This window comes from Psychrobacter sp. AH5 (genome assembly GCF_040371085.1).
In the GTDB taxonomy this organism is placed as follows: domain Bacteria; phylum Pseudomonadota; class Gammaproteobacteria; order Pseudomonadales; family Moraxellaceae; genus Psychrobacter.
Map to the genome: position 1 here is coordinate 2338936 of NZ_JAMBMT010000001.1, position 24948 is coordinate 2363883.

The 24948-nt window shown below is 43.4% G+C and carries 19 protein-coding genes; 3 read left to right on the forward strand and 16 right to left on the reverse strand.

From position 1 onward, the window contains the following. Positions 1–335: 335 nt before the first annotated feature. Together mutS and fdxA are read left to right on the forward strand one after the other, a co-directional pair. A complete protein-coding gene (mutS, locus tag M0N77_RS09880) occupies positions 336–3515 on the forward strand; it encodes a DNA mismatch repair protein MutS (RefSeq protein WP_353105022.1) in 3180 nt (1059 codons plus the stop codon). Between the two features lie 107 nt (positions 3516–3622). After that, positions 3623–3946: a ferredoxin FdxA gene (gene fdxA, locus M0N77_RS09885; RefSeq protein ID WP_353105023.1), complete on the forward strand. Its 324-nt coding sequence runs from the start codon at positions 3623–3625 to the stop codon at positions 3944–3946. A gap of 90 nt (positions 3947–4036) precedes the next feature. Here the strand turns inward: fdxA and M0N77_RS09890 are convergent, their stop codons facing one another. Further along, the gene (locus M0N77_RS09890) at positions 4037–5530 is read right to left on the reverse strand and encodes a fused MFS/spermidine synthase (protein ID WP_353105024.1); all 1494 of its coding nucleotides are present in this window, start codon (positions 5528–5530) and stop codon (positions 4037–4039) included. 184 nt (positions 5531–5714) lie between these two features. On the opposite strand from M0N77_RS09890, the gene M0N77_RS09895 reads away from it, so the two are divergent. Further along, complete coding sequence (locus M0N77_RS09895) at positions 5715–7565, forward strand: Wzy polymerase domain-containing protein (protein ID WP_353105025.1); 1851 nt, start codon at positions 5715–5717, stop codon at positions 7563–7565. A 250-nt stretch (positions 7566–7815) separates the two neighbouring features. On the opposite strand, the gene M0N77_RS09900 is transcribed toward M0N77_RS09895, so the two are convergent. The 15 genes from M0N77_RS09900 to gspF all read right to left on the reverse strand — a co-directional run bounded on the left by M0N77_RS09900 (position 7816) and on the right by gspF (position 24903). Then, positions 7816–7974 carry a prepilin-type N-terminal cleavage/methylation domain-containing protein gene (locus tag M0N77_RS09900; RefSeq protein WP_353105623.1) on the reverse strand — a complete coding sequence of 53 codons (159 nt, stop codon included), beginning with the start codon at positions 7972–7974 and terminating at the stop codon, positions 7816–7818. A gap of 137 nt (positions 7975–8111) precedes the next feature. Further along, a complete protein-coding gene (locus M0N77_RS09905; RefSeq protein WP_353105026.1) occupies positions 8112–8537 on the reverse strand; it encodes a prepilin-type N-terminal cleavage/methylation domain-containing protein in 426 nt (141 codons plus the stop codon). Between the two features lie 324 nt (positions 8538–8861). Beyond that, positions 8862–9272, reverse strand: a complete 411-nt coding sequence (locus M0N77_RS09910; protein WP_353105027.1) for a type IV pilin protein — start codon at positions 9270–9272, stop codon at positions 8862–8864. An 86-nt stretch (positions 9273–9358) separates the two neighbouring features. Next, complete coding sequence (locus tag M0N77_RS09915) at positions 9359–9910, reverse strand: prepilin-type N-terminal cleavage/methylation domain-containing protein (RefSeq protein WP_353105028.1); 552 nt, start codon at positions 9908–9910, stop codon at positions 9359–9361. Between the two features lie 11 nt (positions 9911–9921). Beyond that, on the reverse strand, positions 9922–13884 hold the full coding sequence (locus M0N77_RS09920; protein ID WP_353105029.1) for a pilus assembly protein PilY: 3963 nt from the start codon (positions 13882–13884) through the stop codon (positions 9922–9924). A gap of 33 nt (positions 13885–13917) precedes the next feature. Beyond that, positions 13918–14793, reverse strand: a complete 876-nt coding sequence (locus M0N77_RS09925) for a pilus assembly PilX N-terminal domain-containing protein (RefSeq protein ID WP_353105030.1) — start codon at positions 14791–14793, stop codon at positions 13918–13920. Positions 14794–14814: 21 nt separating this feature from the next. Next, a complete protein-coding gene (locus M0N77_RS09930) occupies positions 14815–15795 on the reverse strand; it encodes a PilW family protein (RefSeq protein ID WP_353105031.1) in 981 nt (326 codons plus the stop codon). Further along, entirely contained in the window at positions 15795–16361 is a 567-nt protein-coding gene (gene pilV, locus M0N77_RS09935) for a type IV pilus modification protein PilV (protein WP_353105032.1), read from the reverse strand. Before pilV ends, M0N77_RS09930 begins: the two co-directional genes overlap by 1 nt. Further along, on the reverse strand, positions 16358–16858 hold the full coding sequence (locus M0N77_RS09940; RefSeq protein ID WP_353105033.1) for a GspH/FimT family pseudopilin: 501 nt from the start codon (positions 16856–16858) through the stop codon (positions 16358–16360). Before M0N77_RS09940 ends, pilV begins: the two co-directional genes overlap by 4 nt. Before the next feature lie 275 nt (positions 16859–17133). Continuing rightward, positions 17134–17922: a ComF family protein gene (locus M0N77_RS09945; RefSeq protein WP_353105034.1), complete on the reverse strand. Its 789-nt coding sequence runs from the start codon at positions 17920–17922 to the stop codon at positions 17134–17136. Between the two features lie 31 nt (positions 17923–17953). Beyond that, a complete protein-coding gene (locus M0N77_RS09950; protein ID WP_353105035.1) occupies positions 17954–19411 on the reverse strand; it encodes a phospholipase A in 1458 nt (485 codons plus the stop codon). A 462-nt stretch (positions 19412–19873) separates the two neighbouring features. Further along, the gene (dsbD, locus tag M0N77_RS09955; RefSeq protein ID WP_353105036.1) at positions 19874–22084 is read right to left on the reverse strand and encodes a protein-disulfide reductase DsbD; all 2211 of its coding nucleotides are present in this window, start codon (positions 22082–22084) and stop codon (positions 19874–19876) included. Between the two features lie 177 nt (positions 22085–22261). Further along, a complete protein-coding gene (locus M0N77_RS09960) occupies positions 22262–22801 on the reverse strand; it encodes a protein-disulfide reductase DsbD N-terminal domain-containing protein (protein ID WP_353105037.1) in 540 nt (179 codons plus the stop codon). A 139-nt stretch (positions 22802–22940) separates the two neighbouring features. Continuing rightward, a complete protein-coding gene (gspG, locus tag M0N77_RS09965) occupies positions 22941–23402 on the reverse strand; it encodes a type II secretion system major pseudopilin GspG (protein WP_353105624.1) in 462 nt (153 codons plus the stop codon). 298 nt (positions 23403–23700) lie between these two features. Beyond that, a complete protein-coding gene (gene gspF / locus M0N77_RS09970) occupies positions 23701–24903 on the reverse strand; it encodes a type II secretion system inner membrane protein GspF (protein WP_353105038.1) in 1203 nt (400 codons plus the stop codon). Positions 24904–24948: the final 45 nt, after the last annotated feature.

Sequence of the window (24948 nt, forward strand, 5' to 3'; positions counted from 1 at the left end):
ATTCGATAATTAAAGCGCGTAAACCAACAGTTAGCCCGGCGTTTTATTATCACCCAATTAAGTGTGTCGCCATTATATATGGTTATGCTGCTGATGGATACAAGGGCGATAGACAGATATTTGCCACTGCGCAGTCGGCTGGCGCATGGTAAAATAGCCCATACTGCTAGCCCTCCTCGCTCCTATTCATTCACTGTTACTAACTAGTCTTTTACGATTAAATACTCATTCAACGCGATCTATAACTTAACACTACAAGCTAAACCGACTTAATCTTTATCCTAACTATATTTAAGCTTAGTAATAATCAAACCCTATAAATTAAGAGATGATGAATGCCTGTAAAACCTGTTAATGCTCCTTCTATCCCCGATACTGATACTATATTGACCATTGGCGATAGCGTCTTTGATTTGGCACATCATACACCGATGATGGTGCAGTATCTAAAGATGAAAGTGCAGTACCCGCACGCTTTATTGCTATACCGGATGGGCGACTTTTATGAGCTGTTTTTTGATGATGCCAAACGCGCCGCGCAGATACTAGATATCACCCTGACGCGCCGTGGTAACGATAAAGCGGGCAACAGCATCGCTATGGCAGGCGTGCCTTTTCATGCGGCTGATAGCTATATGGCACGGCTGATAGCGGCTGGGCAAACGATAGTGGTTTGCGAGCAAATCGATGAATCGGCTAATCATAATACGCCGGTGCTCGCTGACAAACAAAAAAAGAATGCTAGCACCACGCCGAATAACGGCATCATGCGCCGCGAGGTGGTCAAGACCTTGACCGCTGGCACCATTACTGATGATGCACTGATCGCTGATGGCTCTACACCAACGGTGGTGGCCATCGATATCGATGCAGCTATCGAAGCTGTGATTAGTAATAATAGTAGGCATAATAGTAAGCATAGTAAACCACCCTTGCAAGCGGCTATTAGTCAGCTCGATTTAGCGGCAGGCACTCTGACCACGCAAACGCTGAGGGTCGAGGAGTTAGCCGATCATGAGGCGGCTATCACTCAGCTACAAACGCAAATGCTGACCGTGCTAGCGCGCTTTGCGCCAAGCGAGTGTATCGTTAGCGAAGCTATTGATGAGCAGTGGCTAGCTTGGCTGCGTAGCAAGCTGGATTGTCCTATTATCGAAGTGGCTGCTGCCGACTTTCATCGGGAGCATGCAGCGGCTACTCTATGTCAGCAGTTTGCAGTTCAGCGTCTTGATGGTTTGGGAATTAGCGATGCGCCACTTGCGCAGACTAGCTGTGCTGCGCTGATTCATTACGCGCGGCAAACTCAGCAGCGCCAAGTGCCGCAGGTCAATCAGCTCATCAAAGAGCACAACGAAGATTACCTGATTATCGATGGTGGTAGCCAGCAAAACCTTGAGCTATTTGCGCCAGTAAGTAGCCATGGTACGTCTTTAATCTCGGTGCTCAATCGTTGCCAAACGCCGATGGGTAAGCGCTTACTGGTGCAGCAAATGAAGAGACCGCTACGTCAGCATACGCGTATCAATTTGCGCTTACAAGCCATCAGCCGTTTATTGACAGCCAAGCATTCAACTAATAATCGTCCTACTCATTCCTTAGTCAGTGAGCTGCGCGATACGCTAAATACTATTGGCGATATCGAGCGTATTAGTAGCCGTATTGGGCTGATGAGTGCCAAACCACGTGATTTGCGCAAACTTGCCGATAGTATTAGTAGCAGTACGCAGCTAGCAACGTTACTGACTAGCGCTAATATTGAAGCGGAGCAAAGCGGTCTATTGCCAATGCTAATGCAGCAATTACCAACACAGCTACCTAATATTCAAGCCGTCGCTGAGCTAATCGAGCGCGCTATCGTTGAGGAGCCGCCCGCGCATATTCGTGATGGTGGTATGCTAGCCACAGGCTTCGATGCCGATCTTGATCGTTTGACGCATTTGCATGACAATATTCAGGCCACTCTCGACACTATGGCAGAACAGGCACGGCAGGCGCATCAGCTACCGAGTCTAAAAGTCGGCTTCAATAAAGTCAGCGGTTTTTATTTTGAGCTACCCAAAATGCAAGCCCAGCATGCGCCAGCGCATTTCATCCGTCGGCAAACCCTAAAAAACGCTGAGCGCTTTATTACCGAAGAGCTAAAAGCGCTAGAGACCGAATATCTAAGCGCGCAGACTTTGGCGCTGGCAAGAGAAAAGCAGCTTTATCAGCAACTGCTAACGGAGCTTGGTCAGCATTTAGCTGAGCTACAACAATTAAGCGCGGCAGTGGCGCAGCTTGATGTTGTTACTAATTGGGCAAATTTAGCTACCACCTATAACTGGCAGCGACCGGTGATGACTAGTGGCCTAACAGCTGAAAATAACCATTCTTCAACTACTACAAATCATGCAGAAAACTCAGCAGACTGGGCACAAAACCAGCTTAATTTTGCTAGTGATAATGGTAGAGCTAACGAGGCAGCGCAAACGCAACCCCAAATACAAAGCCCTACCCACAGCTCTACCTGTATCGATATTCGTGCCGGTCGTCACGTGGTCGTTGAGGCGGTGTTAAATAAAACTAATAATTCTAGCTCTAATGGTAGCCATACTACCAATCAATTCATTGCTAATGACTGTCAGTTGGGCACTACTAATAACCCTGAGCATCTACTACTAATCACTGGTCCAAACATGGGCGGCAAATCCACTTATATGCGCCAAACCGCTCTCATTGTGCTGCTCGCGCATTGCGGTAGTTTCGTGCCAGCGGCTGAGGCGTATATCGGTGATATCGACCGTATCTTTACCCGTATTGGCTCAGCTGATGATCTTGCGGGCGGCAAATCGACCTTTATGGTGGAGATGATAGAAACCGCTAATATTCTTAATCAAGCGACCGATAAATCACTAGTGCTAATGGATGAAGTCGGACGCGGTACGGCAACTACGGATGGGCTAGCGATAGCGCATGCTTGCGTCAATAAGCTGCTTGAGATTGGCTGCTTGACACTATTTGCCACGCATTATTTTGAGTTAACGCAGTTAGCAGAGCATAATCAAGGCATTCGTAATGTCCATGTCGCGGCAAGCGAGATCGATGGTCAATTATTGCTACTACACAAAATTAAGGAGGGCGCGGCAAGCTCTAGCTTTGGTCTACATGTGGCAAAGATGGCTGGCATTCCAAGCGCCGTACTAGCTGACGCCAAACGCTATTTAATCGACAACTTAACCCTTAATCAAGCAAATCATATTGCTAATGATAATAATGACAGCAGCGCTGATGACAAAATTGAATTAGCTAATTCAGTAAAGGACGAACGTCAGCAGCACTACCATGATCATAGTAATAAAGCGGATAATAGATATTTAGAGCCCAATACTAAGGCGCCGGATAATATTGAACTAAATCAATATCTTGAGTTACAAAGTAAACTAAATGCTATCGATCCGGACAGCCTAACGCCCAAACAAGCACATGACATGATTTATACCCTCAAACAACTCATTAGTCGTGAAAGGGAATTGTGAAAAGTGCATAAAAGCGCTAAAATACGCTTTATTTTCTATCATTCTCTAGTCTGATTCGCTTTTATTCAATGGGCAATCAGTCGACTCAATAACAGGTAGCCATCACTATGACCTTTGTCGTTGCAGATAATTGTATTCTTTGTAAGCACACTGACTGTGTGGAAGTCTGTCCGGTAGATTGCTTCTATGAAGGTCCTAACTTTTTAGTTATTGATCCTGACGAGTGTATCGACTGCGCTTTGTGCGAGCCTGAATGTCCGGCCAATGCCATTTTCTCAGAAGATGAGGTGCCCAAGGGACAAGAGATCTTTATTCAGCTAAACGAAGAGTTGGCGCAAAAGTGGCCAAATATCACCGAGATGAAGCCTGCTCTGCCCGATGCTGAAAAATGGGACGGTGTTGAGAATAAATTGCAGTACTTAGAAAAGTAGCTTTATTAGCGGTAACCGATATTGATACAAATTAGGCTGTAGCTTTTGCTGTGGCCTTTTTTTTGTGGGGTTTGATGATTGAAATAAACCCTACATACTCCGATAATAATAACGATCTAACCTTGGTAAATCGTCGGTATGCACAGGCTGATCGCTATTAAAGAACGCCACTTGCGCAAGCTTGACGCTACCCGGACATTCAAAGTTGCAGAGCATGATATTTTGTATCTCATCGCGGTTATTTTGGTTCGGTGTCGTTTTGGTCAAGATATAAGCCTCATCGCCGAACACTTGCTGCCAGTTGTTAAATAACGTCTGGCTATAACCGTGCTCTATGTTGGCCTTGCCGATCATATTGGCCATAATGTAGCTGCTGTTATTTTTAAACTGGCGTAGTGCCTCAAGCGTGTATAAATTACCCGCCACATAGCGCCCCTGAAAAGCATCTATCAGCATAAAGTCATATTTGGCATTGCTATTACGGGTCAAATATCCACGCGCATCATCGCCGATAAACTCAATATTCGGTGCTATCGGTGCTTTTAAAAAATGCGTTTCGATAATATCTGGCAAATCTTTATCAATATCGATGACGGTCAGCGCCATCTTAGGATGATGATGCGCGACTTCGCTAGGCGTGCCCATGCCTGCCCCACCTAAGAACACCAAAGTCTCCGGCTTAAGCTGTTCGATAGCCTCTACGGTGATTTTGCCGTACCAATGACAGTTCTTCTTAGATAGATATAGCCAGCAGCTACTGGTAGTTTGGCCGGGTTTATCAGTGATGGTGACTGCTAATTGATTATCAATGACGGTTTGTTTGATAAACCAAGCACCGGTTGCCGTTTGATAGCCGGTATCGACTTTATTGAGGAAAATAAAGGTCAAGGTGACGACAAAGGCGGCTAGCGCTAGGCTATAGTTCAGGCGATGGGTTGATATGCTGAGTGGCTCAGCGCTATCCATTTGCACGGCAAGGCGGGTACATAAATAAGCGCTAATGGCTAAAGCGGCGATAAATAAAGCCAAGCTACTCATAAGACCGATATAAGGCAATAATAATATCGGCGTCAGTGTCGAGCCCAGCACACTACCAACGGTGGTAATAGCGACCATCATACCCGCGTTCTTGCCAGCATCAACGCCATCGGCATTCTTGTATTTCAATGATAAAAACTGGGTAATCAGCGGAATAGCGGTTGAGCCAAACGCTAGCCCTACCCCAAATAACAGCCCGACCCCGATAGCGGCGATAATGGGGCTGTCGATACTGGCGGTCATAAACGCCAGTAGCGGTAATTGAATAATACAAGCGATAGCATGACAGATAGCGGAAAGCGCAAGCACGTAACCGGCCTTGAGTAGCGCCTGTCTTGGGGTATGAATATCTTGCGACAGCCTGCCGCCATACCAGTAACCCACGGCAATGGCGATGAGTACCATCGCGAGGATGACGCCAGTAATAGAGATGGACGAGCCGATATAAGTGGCGGAGATACGAATGGCATAAATCTCAATCCCCAAACCGGCAAAGCCCTCAAGCAGGGCGATCGCGAGACAAACGCCTAACACCTTTTTTTGCATAAAATGAGTCATCACTGCAATTATTATTGAGGTGATTTTACACTATTATCGACTAAGTGGGATGTTAGGTATTGAAGAGATGACACTTTAGAAGGTAGTGATAGTTTTAGTTTTCATATCATTGTATCGAATAATTAGTTTATTATTAGCGGTTAAAGATAGTATAACAAAAGAGATTTTAATTATGGCATTCATATCTAAAGAACGCACCTTTACTTGGGAAAAGATAAAACGTATTAGTTCTTTAGATATTGCTAATATCTTTTTGATTATTACAATGATATTGCCTTTCTTTTTGTTTCAGCGAGCCAAACCACAGGCGGCTTTTTATCTAGAATTGACTGCCGTTATCTCTATAGCTCTTTTTTTATTATTTGCTAGTTACAGCTTAAAGGTTTTCTTAATTTTCAATAGGTTAACCTTATATCTTACAGCTATTGTCTGCTATCTTATCCTAGATATCTTTATCAACGTTCCACCCTATTCTTCGATACAATGGCTGTATATCGGATCGTTACTACTAAGTGCCCTGGTAGCAGTTGTCGTCATTAGCTTATGCTATGAACAAGGCTACAAGAAGGTACTTGTGGTTATCTGTTATGGCTTAATGATTGGTGCTATGCTGCAAGATGTTGTGGTCATCTTGCAAACATTGCATCAAGAGTGGACTATGGGCTGGATATACTATATCGAACCCGGTCAAGCCTATTCAGGCAATATAGGTCAGCGCAATCTTTTGGCTCATTATTTGTCTTGGGGTATATTAGCCAGTGCTTACCTGGCGCATCAAAAAAAGCTAGGCACTGTCACAGGCTGGTCAGTGGTTGTTATTCAGGCTGCTACTCTAGGTGCTGTGAACTCTAAAACACTTATTCTCTATATGCTAGTAATTCTGCTGCTATTAGTTATCACTAGAGTTTGGCAAAGACAACTTACAAAATCGATAGCCAAGATGCTCGCACTCACTATTGTTATAGTAATTATCTTTCAAGCAATCACACTACCGATCATAAGCAGTCTGCAAGATAATTTGACAACCAATATCAGCAGTATTGAGCGCTTTACCAATAATCCGGAATATAAATCTAGACTCATTGAGTGGTATAAAGCATGGTTAATATTTTCAGAAAACCCTTGGTTTGGTAGCGGATGGGGAAGCTATGGTTACGAAGGTTTTGTTGTATCTTCACAATCTCAATTCGCTGCTAACCCTCATGGTAATAGCTTATTTTCACATTCTCATAATATAATACTTAATCTATTAGCCGAGACTGGCATTGTAGGTACACTGATCGTCTTAGTCGGGTTCGGTTATGTACTCAAGCCACTCTTTACTACCGAGTGGCAAATTGGGACTCTATTTGTATTATCAATGCTAATCGTCACTGGTATTCACAGTTTAGTTGAGTTTCCTATATGGTATTTACATTACTTTATTGTATTTGTGATTTTACTAGCGGTTTTAATCAGTACACTTAATGTCGTATCTTTACCCAAGTATCTCGCTCAGTCATCTCTCATAAAGTTATTTATCATTGTTATTTCGATAGCCTATAGCTTATTTGCCATTCAGTTGTATTATTACTATTGGCAAATGGAGCAATATACTTACGCTTATGAGAAAAACGAGCGAGAGCGCATAGCGACTGCGCAAAATATTCTAGATATTAGTCAGAAACAGCCGTTACTAAGTAGTTATAGTGATTACCTTGCAGCATCTTATCTAGTAGGCTTGTCACCAGACAATCTGCCCCAAAACTTTCATCTTCCTCTATCTAGATTCGCCTACTACTTACCGCAAAAAAACTTAGGTATTTATTACTTAGCCACTCAATGTGATGTCAGTGGCGCTTGGAATGATGAGCAATGGCAATACTATAGTCAATTAAAGCACTACTATACCAATGTTATCTCTAGCACAAGTATCATCTTATCGATGACTGATCAATGTAAGCAGGTTTTTGAAAAGGTACATGCAGAATGTGAGAATTATCTAAAAAATAGTAATAAACAACCTATCTGTGATTATAGATAATTAATCTCTAGAAGTAAGGTAATAGACTAAGGTATTATTTTGCAGGGATTAGCATTGGGAATGTCGCAGGATATGTTACTACCAGCATTTGATTTGGATACAGCGGTTATAACTTGTTGTGTAGTCAGTGTCCAACCTGTAGCGTCAGTCATATTTAGACAGCTATTTAACGATGGGGCATTTGGCAAGGTATTATCATCTTGATCGTTGAGAGCCAAATAAACCTGATTACTATACGCCTTAGCTTCGCCTAAACAAGCATTATCTTTAGTCCTAGTTGTAAATAGATTATAGCTAGGAATAGCAATAGATGCCAATATACCAATATACCAATAATAGAGATTACTACCATGAGCTCTATCAAGGTAAAGCCGGACTGAAAAATTTGGCTCTCTTGATTTACATTCATTATAGGTTTATGCCAATCAGATAATAGTTTACTAATTAATGCATTTCTTATGCCATCAGTTTTTGTTAAAATTAAATATAAAAAAAGCCAAACATTAAGTTTGGCTTTCAAGTAATTTTGAATATTGCTAATGAATATTAGCGACCAGTAATCGCAACTCCACTCACAACACAACTACCCCCAGTATTTATATTACATTCAACAAACTTATCGCCAGGTGCCTTTGGAGAAAACGCGATCTGCGTAGTAGCTAAAGTTATAGCAGTTGAAGGCATAGATGTTGCAGCATTAGCAGTTGCCGCTGCTCCTATAGTAGCTCCAGCACAAGCAGAATGATTTGCATAATCACTAGCCAAATTTATACCAGTAGCTGTTGATGATGGGTCTTGTAGATTAACAACGAATTGACTAGTAATTGCTTTAGCTTCAGCTAGACAGGCATTATTTGCAGCACGCTTAGTGTAGTTCTGATAAGCAGGAATAGCGATCGCAGCTAGAATACCGATAATAGCAACAACGATCATTAGTTCGATTAAGGTAAAACCTTTTTGAGCAGTGTTCATAAGAACTCCTTGAGAGAAAATAAAGATAGCCGATTATATTACAAGCTATCTTTTATTAATTAGTAACGACAAATAGACGTCTTATTATAGTAGTTGCATTTAGTATGCCATATTGGCAATTTTGGCTTTTTAAGCTAAATATAGTGCTTTTATACTATAACCTTACCGTTTATGAGGGTATTTTTACCACTCGTCAGTGTACTCGCCCTTTATTGTTGCTGTCAACCTGCTAATAATTGTCAGTTTAGTCGTTGTATATAGTAAATCGTAAGCTAAACTGACGTTTTTTGTCATTGGATATCTAAGCCATACAAAAATTGTCATCTACCGCCATTCCTCACCTGTGCCACAAGCGGTAGCACGACACTTTAGCCCCTGATAATTGAGCGTAATAGCGCCATCGCCTGCCATTCTACTTCCTGTTACCGGAGTTGCGGTGATAGTCCACTTAGACGTTAAAGGATTGGGCGTAACCGAGATCGTATATAGCGCCGTTCCTGTACTGGGATAACTGCCGCCTAAACCTGCAACGAGTGCATTGCTATAGCGACCTTGGGCCAGTTTACGACTCTCTATGGTATTAGCAATGTTTTGTATCTCATTCATCACATCAGCGCGATTGGTTCGCTCAACATAGCCTTGGTAACTGGGATAAGCGATAGCCGCTAGTATACCGATGATAGCGACCACTATCATTAGCTCTATTAAAGTAAAGCCGTGAGCATGTTTAGACATCATATTACTTTTAGACCCAGTTCAATTTGTCTTATATTATCAAAGGTTTTGCTATTATTAACCAGCAAACATAGTCCGCTTATTGATTACCAATCTTGCTGATTGGTACCGCAATCAGTAGATTCATAATCCACATCTCGATCGATACTTTCACACCTAAGCCCCGTACTAGTGATCATAAACAGACTGGCGTTATAGTCCGCAAGGTCGCTATTGGGCTCAGCAAGCATGCGCCACGAGTTACCTGCGGTAGAGAATGTACTACTAGCGGGCGCTAGCGTACTATCCGTACTACCATCGACTAGAGTGACTCGGTAACTATAATTGCTACTATTGCTCCCTGCTGGGATATAGACGGTCTGATTGATCGGCGCATCATCATAACCGACACTTACTGTTCCATCATTAGCAAGTTTTCTAGGCTGAAACCCTTTATAGGTCAAGGCCGTAGCGCGCCAACGATTTAGCTCTATCTCCAACTGCTGCATACGCGCCTGCGCCTGTAACTCTGAGTTTCGGACGATGTACTGCCGATAGGAGGGAATAGCTATTGCAGCCAAAATCGCGATGATAGATACAATGACCATCATCTCAATAAGAGTAAAGCCTAGCTGCCGCTTTAGTAATCTTGTGCTCATAGGGCTACCCATCAGTCTACTTCATACCAAGTTCTGGGTTGTAAGATAAAGCGATCATTGAATATCAAATCAGGAGCTGTACCACTACCTAAGATTAGGTCCGTGCTATTTAGCGACTGATTTAAGCCTTCAGGCTTAGTGAGAGCATTAAAGAGACCTTTATCACTATCAGTACCGAAGTTGACTCTATCATTAGCACGCTCTGTCAAAGTTCTAGTGCCGATGAGCAAACGTTGATTAGATAATGTTGAGCTACGCGGCCCTAAGGTCAGCTCTTGAATACCTTTACCCGCTCTTACAAAACCGCCCAAGCCATTTTTTGAGGCAGGATCGGTACAGATACCGTAAGGAAGACAATATAGCTGTCTCTCTGAACCTCCGGTAATCTTGGCAGAGCACGAATCTACTGTGCCGTAGCTCATATCTGGATTATAAACAGTGGTGTATAAGAAGCTATCGATGACCTCAGACTTACCGACGCCTTTGCTATAGCGAACATTGCCATAACCATCAAACGTGGTTAGCGGAATGTACCAGCCATTCTTTGTGGTACCTTGTAGCGTTGAGATAGCCGCGTTTTTTTGCGCTAAAGTATAACCAGTAGCATTCAGAGTACCTATAGCAGTAGGTAACTCAGCTAGATTGCTAGCCGCTGAACTATTGGCGGTTAGATCAACTACCTTTTGACCATTGGCGTTATTGGCATTGGTAAAATTGTTGGCATAAAAGATATTGTCCGCCTTAGTCACATCGGTATCCATGATGCCATAGAGCCTGTCAGCCTTAGTTAGATCACGGATCTTGGATAAAGGCGAGCTACGATCTCCTGAGATGACATTGACTAGAGCAAACAAGCGACTGGTATTAGGATTGCGATAAAAACTAACGACCGGACGCTCATAAAATCGGTGGTTGTATTTGGCATCAGAGCCACTATACGCGGGTTGTAGCACGCGCGTGACTCGAGTATTGGTAAAAGAGGTCTCAGGCGTAGAGGTCGCCGTTGCACTCGCCGCAGGCTTGACAAAACCGGCATTGGTAAAGTCAGCACGAAATAGCTGACCGCCCAGATCAGCAAAATAAATATGATCCATAAAGCCATCATTGTCACGATCTAGCGTTGTCACCCCAGCGACGATACTATTGGTCATCGTAGGTACAGTCTTCGTTGCGCCTGAGTCACTAGAGGCTGACCAAATGAGCGCGCCTGTTTTTGCATTGATAATATATACCGCATTACCTTTGACAGATGACTTATTCGAACACTCTTTTAGCTCTGAATCGGTGACTCCTAACTGAAAGCCTTCATACTCGTAGCACATATCATAACCACCACCGAACACTAGGACATCTGTACCTTTATCGCTGGCAGCATTACTTGTTTTTATCTTAGCTTTGGTAGGCTTTTCCCAAATCTGCCCCATACGGCTAAAACCTGAAGTGTCTGGCGTAATCGCAAACATCATGCTAGGGCTTTCGTTACTTTCAAGATCTAGGCCATAAAAAGCTTCACCGCCCATACGTAGACCGCCATAAGCATAAATGCCTTTATTATCTGTCGTGTCAATGTTGACGCGTCGAGCCTCAAAGTCATACTTATAATCGGCACTAACTAGCCAAGGCGCATCGATACCGAAGTTTGGTGCGCCGATATCCGTCTTAGTCGCGCCTTTGACTAGTGCCGCTGATTTCTCTGGATTGGCTAGCATCTCTCTTGGGATAATCACGAATTTCTCTTCGCCCCCATTACCGCCAGCTCTAGCATCGTCAGCATTGACAAGATGTAGGCCACCTTCGGTTGAGCCAAAGAGCACATAATCATCACGAGTGGCAGTGACTTTACCATCATCATCTAAGGTAGCAGAATAAGAGACTGCAGCTGGCGTTGAGTGAATAGATGCGCCTACTACTTTGATCGGCTGAGTGACATTGGCACTAGTGAGCGTCATGTTTTTTACGGCGCCAGACGGTAAGTTATCAAAGCCTAAAAAGCTCAGTAGTCTTCTTAGCGTCGTTTCGTTATAAGTAGCGGTGTCATTGAAAGAAGTGTTGGTTAAAGCAGCATTGTTTATTAACACTTTACCTTCACCACTAATACTTACTTTTTTTAGGACTGGCTTTTTATTAGTCGCACTAGTCCAGTCCTCTACATATAAATCTCTGACAGAAGCTACGCCAGTGGCGGGTGTGGTTAGTTGTGAATAAAAGCCACCAGATTCGACCTTATCATTGGCTCCAGGATAATTTTTGTCGGACCAAAAATCTTGTGCGGCTGGGTTTAACTCGCCTGCTATGTTTTTGAAAAGCTTAGTATTACTTTTACCATAGAGAGTACCCTCATTTAAGATATACTTTTTCATGTTGCCTTCCCAAATCACGGCATTATCCGCGACTTTGGGTTGAATAGTGGGATAATAGGCGACAGCGAGCTGACTATCTGCGCGATAAGGATCGTCTGGGATAATAATCGTACCCGATGGCGTAGACGGTAAGGTTTGGTTTAGGTCACTGACAAAGTTGGTGATACTTTTGATAATATCATCAGTAGACTGCGCGGAATAAAAGCCACCTTCACCAAAGCCGCCCACTCTTGGTAATTCTTCATGAGCTTTTTCACCCCAGTTACAGGCATTTTTAGCATCTTTATCATCAATATTTTCACAATTATAAAAATCACGATTGGCAGTGACGCCTGTCTTAGGATTGGTATAAGACAAATTGCGAATGATACGCTGATTCAGAGGTTTTGCCGCATCCGCTTCACGATCAACGTTAAATTCAGAACCAAAGCCGACCACAGCGGTATAAATCTCTCTATCGGTGCCCAATGGGTTCTGAGTAGGGTCACGTAAGGCTTTGGCAAAAGCGCCAACTTCAGGCATACCATTATTATTACCATCTCCCAAAGGAAGACTGTTTGAGGCGTTTACGGTAAAGCTATTACCTTTACTACCTAAAGCCGATTTCATTAAGACTTTAGGGTCAGGAGAGCTATTAGGTTGGCCATCGGTTAAGAAGTATATACCACGCCCGTCGCAGCTAGACGGATTTAACAACGGACTAATATAGTTACTACCGTTCTTTGAATCCTTAAATGAATCCTGAAATCCGCTATATTTTTTGTTATTACCAGAGACAGTAGTATTGGTGCCTAGCATATATGCACCAACTTCAGCATAAGCATTAGCTGTTGGCGTTCCATTACTACCAAATAGATCAGCGACTACTGTTTTTATGGCTAAACGCTGTGTATCATCTAATAATGCCGCTGGCACTAATATTTTGCCGCTTATACCATCTGCGTTTCCTAGTTTATTATTACTGTTACTTTGCGTAGAAAATTGACCAATGCCGATAGCTACTTTATTGCGATCTAGTTGGGTATCGTCCATTAGAGTAAAGATAGCATCTTTAAGGCGGGTTAGGCGGTCGTAATATTTACCGCCTCCATCTACTCTATAATAATATGTATCTACACCCAGAAAACCACCTGATTCTGAGAGATAGCCATCAACTGAAGGCTCGTTTATTCGTGTATTGCATGAGTCTTTATTTGCAACTCCTAAACTACCGTTACTTGTACAGGCATACCAATCATAACGAAAAAACCCTAATGCTTTTTTATAAAAATATTGTTTTTCACCCGCTATTTCACAGTATCTTCTAGGATATGATGGCGTGGTGTTAGACCACTCAAAAAGCGACCTATTTCCCTCAAACTTATCTCCCGAAGGTAGATCGCAAGCATTTTTAGACTCAACGATACTCATACTACCCGACGTATCAAGCATCATAGTGATAGTAGTTTTGCCGCCCTCAGCGGCTTTATAGATCTCTAAATCGCCGATCTTTTTGCCAGCGACATCCGCTTGTGCGACTGGTAGAGCCACCATAGCAGCCATAGCAACGACTAGGTATCTTAAAGGTAACCTAACTTTGCCACTATCTGGCGATACATTCTCAAGTCGTTTCATGACCTCTATCCTTTTGTGTGATGAGTCAACTGCTTATGGCGTAGATTTGAGCACGCACTCTGTATTTAGTGAGCCTCTGCCGAATGGAATACATTTTGTAGAAGCAGAGACGTTTTCGACATCCGCTTGCTCATATAACATTTTGCTAGGAGTCTTGGCAGCGACCATACAATCGTTCAATGATTTTTTGCCAGTAGCCACATTTTCGCTAACGCTCGTTTGCGCAAAACAATTATCGCCGTTGGCTTTAGGCTCACTATATGAAGGTAGCGCTGAGGTCGCTCTAATATCGAACTTAAACTTCTTACTGGTTCTATCCTCGATCTCTTTACCTATGACGACATGCCCGAATCTCTCGGCGTTTGGATCAGGAGGAGTGACAGTGACGCTCATCTGAGTGACGACCGTTTGTCTGGCGCTAGTATAGCCATCTGCGCTATTATAATTACATACTCCATTGTCTAGGCTGTTCCAGTAGCCTCCTGGGTTTTCCGCTGTACCTTTAACCTTTATAGAAGCGTTCGATGCCAAATACTTTTTGGTACGGGGGTTAAAGCAATAAATAAACTCATTAGTGGCATTTTCAGGGTTTAATAAGAAGTGACCAAACACCCCTGCAGCACTCGTAACGTCTTTATACTCAGTAGTAGTCGCGCTACCGTTGAGCATCATTTCAAGCTTTTGATTAGCACTATCTGAGGACTGTAGTAATACAGTGTTGATCTGATCGCTAGTAGCAATTTTTAGATCAGTGTTACTCTGCCTCACTGCTATAGCACCCGCTAGCATAATTAATACTATAAATAGTAGTACGACTATTAGCGTCGCTCCTCGCTCAGAACTCCGATATTTAAGAGTCTTTTTGACGTCTTTCACGGTCGATCTTGACAGATAGTGATAAATCGTCATTTTTGCTCTCCTTATCAAAGTTTATAAGCCAGTTTTTACACTAACGACACGAGCATTGCGTAATAGCGTCGTTGTCTCATAAGTCGTACGTACTTGTTTTTTACGCGAAGTATCTGTTTTTAGTACGTTACTCTGTCCTAATAATGTAAAAGAGGTTTGATCATCACCATTTAATATAGGAGTAGATCCATGCACAATCAGTCCCATCTTTATTGCCGTAATTGCAGGCTTGTCAGCTATCAATAGATAAGCGCTACTAGGCAAATACATGAGTTGACCAGCATTACTACCAGAATCATAATGAACGCCTAATAGCACTTTAAACTGGTCAACATTCATAATAAATTCTTGACCCGCTTGACCAAAATTACGCGTGTCTGAACCGCCATAAGTAGCGATTGTCGCTGGGGTTGTATTAGTTACCCTACCTGCGTCACAAGCTAGTACTAGATTTTTGATAGCGCCGCTACTAGTATCGTTGGTAACAGGACGCAAAAAATAGCGCTCGATAGCAGTCTCATTGACCTCAACGGTTGCCCCTTCGCAATCGCTAAAAGAGCTGCTAGTGATATTAGTATATTGAATGGTCAGCTGATCGCTAGCAACAGTCGTATTTGAGACGCCAGTCCAGCCATTAGTACCGCTCGCGCTATCATCGGCCCGTCTAGTCAAATATCCTGTATTAGTATAAGGTAAAGCAACCGCTAAGTTTGCCCCTGTTAATACAATACCGCCTTTAGCTGTCGCGCTATCGATTCTAGTAGCAGGGTTACCTAAGTTGGCTAAACGAACTTTTTTTTCTAGTTGTTGTAATCCAAAAATACTAGCATCTTGCAGCTCACTACCACTAGCTTGTACGCTACTGGTTTTAACGTTAATTATATATATCTGTATAACAGCTGCTGAGATAATCAAACCTAGTACTAGTGAGATCATTAGCTCTATTAGTGTAAAACCAGATTGGTGAGAGCTACTAAGCTGTTTACTGTTAGTACTTAGCATCAGTAAGCCTCCATAATAAAGCACTCTGCGCCATTTTTATAAGTACCGTTTCCATTGGCACAGGCATTAGCATCACTATCACTCAGGGCGACAGTAGTATCTCCCCAACTCGCTACAAAGCATTGGCGCTCTTGATTTCCTGAAGTACCGGGACAGCCATCAGGTACTAAACCCACATTTATATCATTTTCTGTAGCATATGATTTCAGTAATAAGCCATCACGTGTCGCTAGCTGATTGATAGTACAACTGTTAGCAATACTAGGGGCTTGAGCAGTATTGATTATACAACTCTCCTTGGTAATGGCGACACCATCCACAGTTATAGTATCACTATCACCATTCACCGCTGCCTTAAAAGCACTTGTGCCACTGGAGTTAGCGCGCATGGCCTCTGCGCCTCCTCTCATAATAGTCAATGCTCGGGTACGCATGAGGCTCTCATCAGTAGCTTTGACAGCGGTCATTTGCATCGCCGAAAAACCTAGCACCGCTACGGCCAATAATAGTAGAGCAACCATAACCTCTACTAAACCTACGCCACGCTGATTTACTAGGTATCTCATGAGCAAGACCCTCCTGGCTTATTACTAATATTTGCTATAGTGCTCACCTCAATTTGTCGAGGTGCTGCCTTGTTATTACTATCACAAATGGTATAAGTAACTTTAGTACTATTCGAAGTCACTTTATTAGGCTGGAAAGTCACTGTAGTAACAGTATTAGGATTTATGGATACTGTGCTCTTAGAATTAATATTATAGGTAGATAATACCTTATTGTTAATATTCTGTAGGACAATAGTTTTAGAGGTACTACTATATACAACATTAATATTCTGACGCTCAATAACACTCTCAGCCTTAGCTTCCTTTAGAGCATTTTCGATAGTAGCCGCCGTCGCCTTTACCCGCTGATTCGCCAACTGAGTACTCATATTAGGCGCGGCAATACTAACGATAATAGCAAGCACCGCAATAGTTACCATTAGCTCAATCAAGGTAAACCCTGAAGCATTATTCGCTTGATACTTATATGATGGGTTAGGTACTCCTGCTCTCACATCCATATCCTATAGGTCGCTATGATTAATATAGTAACTAGTCTCGTTACTATATTTGGTTATGCATATACAGTAATATGCAATATTTGTTCCATTAATATAATTAAACTTTATTAAATAGCTATCTAATCAACTACTTATAAAATAAGTAGTATTAAGATTATCATTATTACAGGTTTAAATAATACAAAAACAATTCACTGTTATTATATACAAAAATAACACCAAAGAGGCAAAGACTACCATCAACAGCTAGAGAGGTAAGCTTTTGCAAGTTAAGAATTATTATTTTGATTTTGACTACCATGGGCAAGAGCATAGGCAAAGAGTTGATAGCGACAGGTTTTGCTATCGATAGTATGGAGGCTGAAGTTATCAGTAGGGGCTATATTAGGGATATGAATGGTAGATAAAGCGCGAGCTAGTGCCTGCAAGCTTGCCCCTGTGGTTGCGACATCATCAAATAATAGCAAGCGGCTGACGGGCGGGGTCTGAGTCATTATAAAAGCGTCGTTTAGGTTGGTTAGTCGCTCACTACGGCTCAGACCCTGTTGACTCACCGTGTCATCGCTACGCACGACTCCATGCCATAAGGGGATTTGCCAATGCTGGGAGAGATAAAAGGATAAAATAGTCACCGGATCAAAACCGCGCTTAATCAAGCGGCTATCGGTAGTCGGCATGGGAACGATAACGCTATTACCGGCATGACAGCCTTTAGGTCTTGGTAACTGGCGTAATAGATGGACTAGCAGCGGCAGACGGGTCATGTCTTCATTATGTTTGAAGGCGCGAATGGCTTGACGAATAGGATAATCGTAATAGCTAGCCACCTGAATAGGCAAAGCGTTTGAGGCGTGGATATCGACATAAAAAACAGGCGGCAGCCAAGCAATGCTATGCTGACAGCGCCTGCAAAGTAAGGGTCTATGAATAGTCGATAAATAGCTATTTGAAGCACTGATATTAGTAGCGGCTTTACGATAATAGCGGCAGAGCTGACAGCGTATATCTAGATACTCTGCCAGCCATAGACCAAACTGATACGGCGCTAAGCGGCGCATCTTTTACTACCATAAGCGCTAGGTATATTGATTAGAAACCCTTCCAGTCATTGAGCACTATACCGAAACCGATAGAGGTGTTTTCGTGGTTATAATCGATAATAGATTCGCCATAACCTTGGAACAGCTGGACATAGCCATTGACGTTTTTGGATAAAGGATAGATATAGTCAATTTGTGCTGCGCCTTTATTGGTACTTGGGTTGTAGCGCAAAGTACCGCTTAGGCTTTGTTGGTCTGGCAAATCATACAAAAACTTGATATCGCCATAACCCATGTAGTCTTCGATATCTGAGTTATCTTCACTACTATCGCTTTCATTATTCACCCGAGCCCATAGACGCGGTACGACAGAGAGCTTACCCCATTCTGCCCCAGCCATTAGATAGGCACGGTTCCATGAGCGCGAGATCGGATCGGATTGGCCATTGGAGTGGTGAATGGCACCTACCCCTAACATACGCATCCGACCGCCAAAAGGTAGGTTGGCTGTGACCGGCTGCGTCAAAAAGATCTCCGGCTGATAGTCTGTCGCTCGAAACGGTCTAGAATTATCCTCATTGTAGACTTGCCAATGCGACTCTTGCGTGTAGCCAAACCATAAGTCGGCGCTAGTATCAAAGAGATCTTCAGCGACTTTGGTTTTTAGTGATAGCTGGAATTTTAGCTCAGTGTTACGAATATCATTGGAGCCATATTCTCTACCCGGCTCATTTGGATTGCTAGAGGTTGGGTTAAGATTAGGATCAAAGGTATAAAACAGCGGCAATACGTAAGTCGGTCGATAAGGTCTAACCGTCCAAGTGCCGCGCTCGCTGTTTTGATCGAGGTCATATGCTAAGCTTAAAGGAGTGAACTTTTCGATATCATTTTGGGTGACTCCCACATCCTCTAACACTTGCGCTTCTCTTTGCGTCAGACCGACAGTATCTAAGCTTTCGGTAGTGGCTGCCGGTTCGGCTGTCAGCTCAACACTACTAACTTCTGCACTGCCATTACTGCCATTATTACCATTTGCTAAGCTGTCTTCAGCAAAAACCACTTGCGGCTTACCGGAGATAGTCGTTCTGATGGTTCGAGCCAAATCTACAGGCTGCTTACTCATAGTATAGCTTGGTGTTTTGCCTTGCTCAGCCACTTTATCAAAACAAGCCAAACGGGCGGCACTAGTCTGCACTTCAGTACATTCAAAAAACAGCTTCGCTTGGTTAGCGACAAAGGCGTTACTAGGCAGTTTGCTACGATCGATAGGGCCATCAGGGTTTTTCATACGCTCATAAAGTACCTGCGGTGAGTCATCACTCAAGTACTCCACATTAGCATCTGATACCGGTATCTCGTTATATACTTGGGCGTTAGTAGCAGCCTGCGTCTGTATAGCCGTAGCACTCAAGGCGATACCTACCGCCATACTCAAATAAGTCTTTAATCCAGTCTTTGCAGTAGTAGCCTGTTGAGCTTGATATCGGGTGATAACCTGAGCAAACATAAAAGTCCTTGGTCATAATTGGCAATAATGCCAGCATAGTATCTAATAAAGAGGGTAAAACGAAACAAAAGCTGAAAGGGGCAATAAGCTATCAAAGGTATAAGTGATGCGCTTGCTAGCAGTGTCTATAGTCAGTAGCTAACTTATATCAAAGCATATCGCTAATGCTAGATAGCAAATAGTGTTGCGTTATTGTAATAAACTTAACCCCATTATACTAGCGTTATCCAAAGTTAATATTACCTTCTCTAAGTTAAAGACAGCTTAACGACGATAATCTCTGATTAACCAAACCTATCAAGTTAACTAAATACAGTCTTTTCCACTGTTCAACTAAGTTTGAGTAGATACAAGGCTATGGCTTTAGAATTTAATAGGCTTATAAAAAAGCGTAGCCCTTAACTTATTAAATTAAGGACTACGCTGATGGGTTATTTAGCAGCTATAAAACAGTAGAGTTTGCTATTTATTTAACTGCGTTAAAGTCTGCTCAAACTGTTGCCGACCGATTTCACCGACTTGTTTATTAACCAGCTGACCATCTACATAATAAAGTAAGGTTGGCGGACCAAATAACTGATAGCGCGCTAGTATCGCTTTTGAGTCCTCAGTAGTCTCGGTAATATCCAAGCGCACTAGCTGCCAATCCTGCATTTGTGCGGGACGATTGGTAAATAAGTTTTTGTCCATAATCCGGCATTCAATGCACCAATCTGCAGTGAGATCAACAATCACTTTGGGATTATTTGCGGTGATAACATCCAGCTCAGCTAAGGTAGTGATGTGCTCATCGTTGGCACTATTAGCTGATGATAATTGATTGCCAAATTGACTATCTGTTGCACCATTGCCTTGTATCAGCATAGGAGCTGCGCTCAATGACTCTAAGGGATGCAAGCTATCCTCATTGCCTAAAGCTGCGCCAATGATAAGCATCGTCGCCCAAATACCGACCACTAGCGCCAATGCTTGCGTAAGCATACGAGCTTTACCGACCCAGCTCCAAGCCCAAGTGGCGACTACCATAAACCATAACGCCCAAACCAGCAGCATCACTGGCGAGATAAACACCCGCTCAATGAGCAGTAACGCCACAGCGAATAATAATAGCGCAAAACCGACTTTGACCCAGTTCATCCACTCGCCAGCTTTTGGCATAATCTTGCCTTGAGTGGCTCCAATTAAGATAAGCGGCGCGGATAAACCAAATCCTAGCATGAATAAAGCGGCAAAACCTAATAGTGGACTACCGATCGTTGAGACCGCCAGTAGCGCGCCAAATAAGGGCGCAGAGACACAAGGCGAGACCACCAGCGCCGATAAAAATCCAGCCGCCAAACTACCGCCAACGCTACCAAGCTTACTATCGCCAGCTTGGCTTAGGCCTTGCATTTTGTTACTGATAGCACGCGGCAGACGAATACTAAAAACGCCCAGCATATACAGCGCTAGCAGCACAAAGATAATAGCAAAACTAATTAAGATAATAGGGTTTTGTAACCAGCCAATAATCCCTAACGACTGACCAAACACCGCAATCACCGCGCCTAATATACCGTAGGCAATAGCCACCCCTACCGCGTAGCTAGTGGTTAAGATGACGCCCTTTTTGACTGTTGGGTTTTGCTGACGCGCGACGATATTGGCAACGATAGGCAGCATTGGTAATACACACGGCGTCAGCGCTAAGCCTAAGCCTGCAATAAATAATAATAACAATGCCAACCAAGGATGAGTCGCTAAGCCAAACGGATCGCTATTTTCTAGACCATTAGCTATGGCGTTATCGCTAGTATTAGCGCTAATTGTGGTATCGCTGGCACTAGTAGCCGCACTTTCATTACTCTCATCACCGACCACGCTGCCATCGGCTCCAGAGATCGAGTTACTAGCCGTCATCTCACTGTCTAAAGTAGCATTGTCTAAAGTGTCATAATCGATGGCTTCACTATCTAAATTATCATAGTCAATAGCTTCATCGTCTATAGCTTGATCGGTAGCTGTCGTTGTTGCTTGAGCTGCTGAGGCGGTGGCGTTTGAGTTATTAGTAGTTGTTTTTTTGGAATCACTGGCAGCCACTGCTGTTGTGCTAGCTTTATTCCCTTCAATAGAGACGGTAGTTTTTATTTTCTCTGGCGGATAGCATAGACCGGCTTTGGCACAGCCTTGCCAGCCAATGCTGACAACGCCATTATCGACACTGTTACCAGTGCGACTAGTTAAGACGGTGGTCGCTACTACGTTGGCTTGATCAAAGACGGGTACTTGGCCGTAAGTCGGATCATCAATGGAGACAGGCTTTTGACTAAATTTAAAAGCGCTAGCACTGACCCCAGCCGGCAAATCAAGCTTGAGCTGATCTTTATAAACATAATGCTCTGGAGTAATATCAAAGTGAACCGCTAAGCGTGTCCCAGAAGCCAATGTCTTAGTGCTACTTTTGACTTGAAAAGCCTCGCCTACTGGCAAAAATTTAGCCGGCTTGTCACTACTACTTCCAAACAAATCGCCAAGAGAAGCCGCTGACGCCGTTGTAGAGGTAGCCAGCAGTCCAGTGGTTGTTACTCCAGTCAGTAGTGAGCTACCAGACAATGCCAACGCCAACAGATAGCTCTTTTTTGAGCGTGCTGTTTTAGTGGCTAATGGAGTATTCATTGACGTCTTGCTAGACATAAGGGACTACCTTTTTTAGGACTGATATTTTACTAACAGGGCACTGATGGGCTACTAAAACCAAAACTTGTTTAAGGACTATAGTACGTTTGCAATAAGTTAAAGCCCACCACAATTAATAGTAGACTTAGTATTTATTTAATGAACTATTTTACTTTTGAGAATGAGATAACGGTATTAACGAGTGGCGGCAATATTAATCTTAGTTTTTACCTTCTCAGGTGGATAGCATAATCCTGCGGTAGCGCAGCCTTGCCAACCGATAATGAGTGGTGCATTCTTCGCGCCTTTACCATTACTAGTCGATAGCGTAGTAGTGGCGACGATGCTTCTTTGTTTGAACACCGGCACGCGCCCGAAGGTAGGATCATCGATAGAGACCGGCTTTTGACTAAAAGTAAATGGCGTAGCTTTTATGCCTTTTGGAAAGCTAAGTTTTAGCTGATCTTTATAGACATAATGACCGGGAGTGATATCGAAAGTGATGGCTAGACGAGTGCCTTTAGCGCTAGTTTTGGTATCCGTCAAAACAGCGAAAGCTTCATTGACAGGCAAAAACTTTGCTTTGTCAGCGCTGCTATTACCGAATAGCTCATTTAGGCCGGCCGCCTGCGCACTAACCGATAGTAATGAGAGCGCCGTGACCGCTGTCAATGCGATAGCTGCTTTTTTGCCTGCTAATAGATAACGAGATGCTGAGATTTTAGAAGCTTGCATAATAAACTACCTTTTTTAATCACTTATTTTTCATAAAAAATATCAACCAATAAGCCCTTATTGATTGATATTAAGAAGTAAGGATAGAGACTAGATATCAACTGCCCGCTTAGCTTCAACTCTCTAACCGCTTAGCCAATTATAACTGCGCATAAATATCAGCGTCTTGCCCTTCCCCGCCCATCTGGCCATCTGCGCCTAACGAAAACAGATCATAAGGACGACCCTCGCTACCTGGCGCTACGTACTGTAGCTCATTTTCCCAGCCATCTGTCGGATAGCCGCCTTTGATATAACCGCCTTCTGGATAATTTTTGGCATCGCTTGGCGGGGTGATAAGAGCGTCTAAACCTTGGGCAGAAGTGGGATATCTGGAGTTATCCACTTTATACATATCAAGCGCGTTTGATACCGTAGATAACGCGGTCTCTGTAGTCTTGACTCGCGCTTTGTCACTTTGACCCACTACTCTGGGGACTACCAACCCAGCTAATATAGCCAAAATAACAATAACCACCATAATCTCAATCAACGTAAAACCGGTTTGAGCACTGGTTTTTTTGAAATTCGGCTGTTTTATTTGATCTAAAGGGGACTGCATCGTAATGGTTTTAACTCGGTTCATCATAGTCATCGCTGGCATCCGTACGGTAATAATGAAATTAGTAATGAGAGCTGATAATGCTGATAATTAAGCAGCGCTACTAACAATAATGATTATAACTATAGACTATGACTTTGTATTTTTCCACTATAGCGTAACAGCTGAATTTACAGAAGGATAAATAGAGTTTGGTCAACAATATACAACAGTAAGCAAAACTTAAGAAAGCTGCTACTGTTTTAAGTGATGTAATTAGCAGCGCATACCGATATGGCACAACAAAATAACTAGCAACCTAGCCCGCTAAGTCATTCATATTGACAATAGGAAGCATCACCGCCATGACGATAATCATCACCACCACTCCCATCAGCACGAGCATCAGCGGCTCAAGTAGCGACAATAAAGTGCTGATAAAGTTAGTCGCCTCGGCCTCTTGCATGTTTGCAGCGCGGCTGAGCATATTCTCAAGCTCGCCTGAGTTCTCGCCGCTCTTTATCATCTGCACCATCATCGGCGGAAAATAAGAGGAGCGCTCAAGCTGACTTGAGAGGCTAGCGCCTTCGGTGACCCGATCAGCAGCGCTAATAATAGCTCGTTGAACATGTAGATTAGTGGTCACCGCCGCGCCAATATGCAGCGCCTCAATCAGCGGCACTCCTGAGCGCACTAAGATAGCTAAAGTACTAGCAAAGCGCGCGGCATTAAGCCCTTTAGAAAGCCTTGCCAATATCGGCAGCTTTAGCACTAAGCTATCAAGAGTCAGCTTACCGGCTTGCGTCTGCGCAAAGCGATAAAATAAAAACGCGCTAGCACCTAGCATCAGTAACATCAGCCACCACCAGTCAGTGATGACATTCGATAACGTCAGCACCACTTGGGTAATCAAAGGCAGCGCTTGCTCGGATTGTTCAAAAACTTTGACGATTTTGGGCACCACAAAGCTCATTAGTCCCATGATTACCGCCACTGCCATCACCATTAGCACTATGGGATAGACCATCGCGCCTTGGATTTTCTTTTGTAGCGCAAAGCGGTTTTCGGTGTAGTCCGCCAACTGATTGAGGATCAGATCTAAATGACCAGATTTCTCGCCTGCGGCAATAGTAGCAATATATAGCGGCGGAAAACTGGCAGCTTGCTGTAGCGCGCGCGCAAGGCTGAGACCTTCTAGCACATGCGAGCGCACCGCTAGCATCAAGGACTTGATGTGCGTTTTAGGGGACTGTTTAGCGACAGCGGCAAGCGTTTCCTCAAGGGGAATACCGGCGGCTAATAACACCGATAATTGGCGAGTTAATAGCGCTAACTCATAAGCAGAGGGTTTTTTATAACGGCTTTTATGGTTAGTCTTTTGTTCATTGACCGCAATGACTTCCACTGGTGTCCAAGCTTTGTCCCGTAGCTGCTGACGCACTTGCCGAGCCGAGTCGCCTTCTAGCAGACCCTTTTGCATCGCTCCTTGATCATCAAAAGCTTTGTAATGATAAGCGGTCATAACAGTGGTTATTCCAAATAAACTGGTAGAGGTAGCAACAGTGCT

Bases quoted from the DNA above. Each gene is read 5' to 3' on its own strand.
- gspG (WP_353105624.1), bottom strand. From the start codon at position 23,402: ATGCAGTCCCCTTTAGATCAAATAAAACAGCCGAATTTCAAAAAAACC.
- dsbD (WP_353105036.1), bottom strand. From the start codon at position 22,084: ATGTCTAGCAAGACGTCAATGAATACTCCATTAGCCACTAAAACAGCA.
- M0N77_RS09950 (WP_353105035.1), bottom strand. From the start codon at position 19,411: ATGTTTGCTCAGGTTATCACCCGATATCAAGCTCAACAGGCTACTACT.
- mutS (WP_353105022.1), top strand. From the start codon at position 336: ATGCCTGTAAAACCTGTTAATGCTCCTTCTATCCCCGATACTGATACT.
- M0N77_RS09960 (WP_353105037.1), bottom strand. From the start codon at position 22,801: ATGCAAGCTTCTAAAATCTCAGCATCTCGTTATCTATTAGCAGGCAAA.
- pilV (WP_353105032.1), bottom strand. From the start codon at position 16,361: ATGAGATACCTAGTAAATCAGCGTGGCGTAGGTTTAGTAGAGGTTATG.
- M0N77_RS09930 (WP_353105031.1), bottom strand. From the start codon at position 15,795: ATGCTAAGTACTAACAGTAAACAGCTTAGTAGCTCTCACCAATCTGGT.
- M0N77_RS09925 (WP_353105030.1), bottom strand. From the start codon at position 14,793: ATGACGATTTATCACTATCTGTCAAGATCGACCGTGAAAGACGTCAAA.
- M0N77_RS09915 (WP_353105028.1), bottom strand. From the start codon at position 9,910: ATGAGCACAAGATTACTAAAGCGGCAGCTAGGCTTTACTCTTATTGAG.
- M0N77_RS09945 (WP_353105034.1), bottom strand. From the start codon at position 17,922: ATGCGCCGCTTAGCGCCGTATCAGTTTGGTCTATGGCTGGCAGAGTAT.
- M0N77_RS09900 (WP_353105623.1), bottom strand. From the start codon at position 7,974: ATGAATGTAAATCAAGAGAGCCAAATTTTTCAGTCCGGCTTTACCTTG.
- fdxA (WP_353105023.1), top strand. From the start codon at position 3,623: ATGACCTTTGTCGTTGCAGATAATTGTATTCTTTGTAAGCACACTGAC.
- M0N77_RS09895 (WP_353105025.1), top strand. From the start codon at position 5,715: ATGGCATTCATATCTAAAGAACGCACCTTTACTTGGGAAAAGATAAAA.
- M0N77_RS09920 (WP_353105029.1), bottom strand. From the start codon at position 13,884: ATGAAACGACTTGAGAATGTATCGCCAGATAGTGGCAAAGTTAGGTTA.
- gspF (WP_353105038.1), bottom strand. From the start codon at position 24,903: ATGACCGCTTATCATTACAAAGCTTTTGATGATCAAGGAGCGATGCAA.
- M0N77_RS09905 (WP_353105026.1), bottom strand. From the start codon at position 8,537: ATGAACACTGCTCAAAAAGGTTTTACCTTAATCGAACTAATGATCGTT.
- M0N77_RS09910 (WP_353105027.1), bottom strand. From the start codon at position 9,272: ATGTCTAAACATGCTCACGGCTTTACTTTAATAGAGCTAATGATAGTG.
- M0N77_RS09890 (WP_353105024.1), bottom strand. From the start codon at position 5,530: ATGCAAAAAAAGGTGTTAGGCGTTTGTCTCGCGATCGCCCTGCTTGAG.